The 1,144-nt window shown below is 48.3% G+C and carries 2 protein-coding genes and 1 pseudogene; all 3 read left to right on the top strand.

Features of this window, described 5'->3' with window-relative positions:
- The first annotated feature begins 290 nt into the window (after nt 1-290).
- Nucleotides 291-566, top strand: a complete 276-nt coding sequence (locus ACESTR_RS16195; RefSeq protein ID WP_373179450.1) for a hypothetical protein — start codon at nt 291-293, stop codon at nt 564-566.
- 6 nt (nt 567-572) lie between these two features.
- Nucleotides 573-821, top strand: coding sequence for a hypothetical protein (locus ACESTR_RS16190; RefSeq protein WP_256169429.1), 249 nt, complete (start codon nt 573-575; stop codon nt 819-821).
- A gap of 48 nt (nt 822-869) precedes the next feature.
- Nucleotides 870-1,144, top strand: a pseudogene (locus ACESTR_RS16185) (hypothetical protein); the annotation flags it as partial.

Here is a 1,144-nt window from a genome sequence, read left to right as displayed (position 1 = left end):
TTAATTGCTGTCCGACCTTTGTTGTCAATAAAAAAGGTGCTATCTTTATAATACGAGAGAGGAAAATCCGACAAGTAGGGGTAAGGTCATGTAAGGGGCATTTTCGGTGTCCCTTGCTTTTGTGCCCTGCTCGCATATTTTTTGTGTCGGAAATCAATTCTCTTTATAAAGATACTTTCCACACCGAAAAAATGCGGCCGCATAAAAAGTGTGTCGGAAATTAAATTTACTAATAAAGATGTTACCCGCACAAAAAATATGCGGCGTAATTTTTCCCTTACTCTTTACTTATGAATTCAATCATTACAGCACCTTCGGACGCACTCCACGTTCAGCAAATTCCCGAACTCAACAACAAATTACCCGAAAACTGCATCTTTAATAAGGGCAAGACGGGATGCGGTGCAACGACACTTGCCATCGAGAACCGCATATCGACTTTAATTGCCGTTCCGACGGTGAACCTTATCAAGAACAAACTGCCCGAACACGCCGACCTGCTGGGGGTTTACGGCGGTGTCACCAACCAAGAGATAGCCGACTATCTGAAAACGCACGACCGCTGAAAAATCATGGCCACCTATGACGCGATTCCGCGTGTCGCAGAGGTAGCAGGAGCCGAGATATACGCCAAAGCCCTGTTGTTGGTAGACGAATATCACCGCCTGCTGTTCGACTATTCATTCCGACACCGAGCCGTTACGGGATTGCTTGCCGAAATACCCAAATTCAGCCGCGCGACTTATATGTCCGCGACACCCATCGAGCGGGAATTTCTGTTGGATGAATTGCAGGCCTTGCCGACAACGCGGATTGTCTGACCCAGCGAACCGCCGATGCAGGTGCGGCTGTGGCATGAAAACAGCCCGTTGGCATCGGTCGTAAATCTTTGCCACAATGCCGTAACGCATGGCGTGTCCTATAATCTGCATTTCTTTGTAAACAGCGTCGATTTTATCGGGCGGGTGTTGCATCATGCCCGACTATCACCCGACGAGGTGAAAATCGTCTGTTCGACGAGCGGAACATCCGAGCAGATAAACCGCGAGAAATTAGGCGACACTTACACAATCGGAATTCCCGACAAAGCGGTGCGCAAAATCAATTTCTACACCTCGACGGCTTTCGAGGGGTGCGACATTTA

It is taken from the genome of Alistipes sp. DJF_B185, assembly GCF_964250025.1.
Lineage (GTDB): Bacteria > Bacteroidota > Bacteroidia > Bacteroidales > Rikenellaceae > Alistipes > Alistipes finegoldii.
The sequence above is the reverse complement of the archived record's forward strand: the minus strand, read 5'-3'. Positions and strand labels throughout refer to the sequence as shown.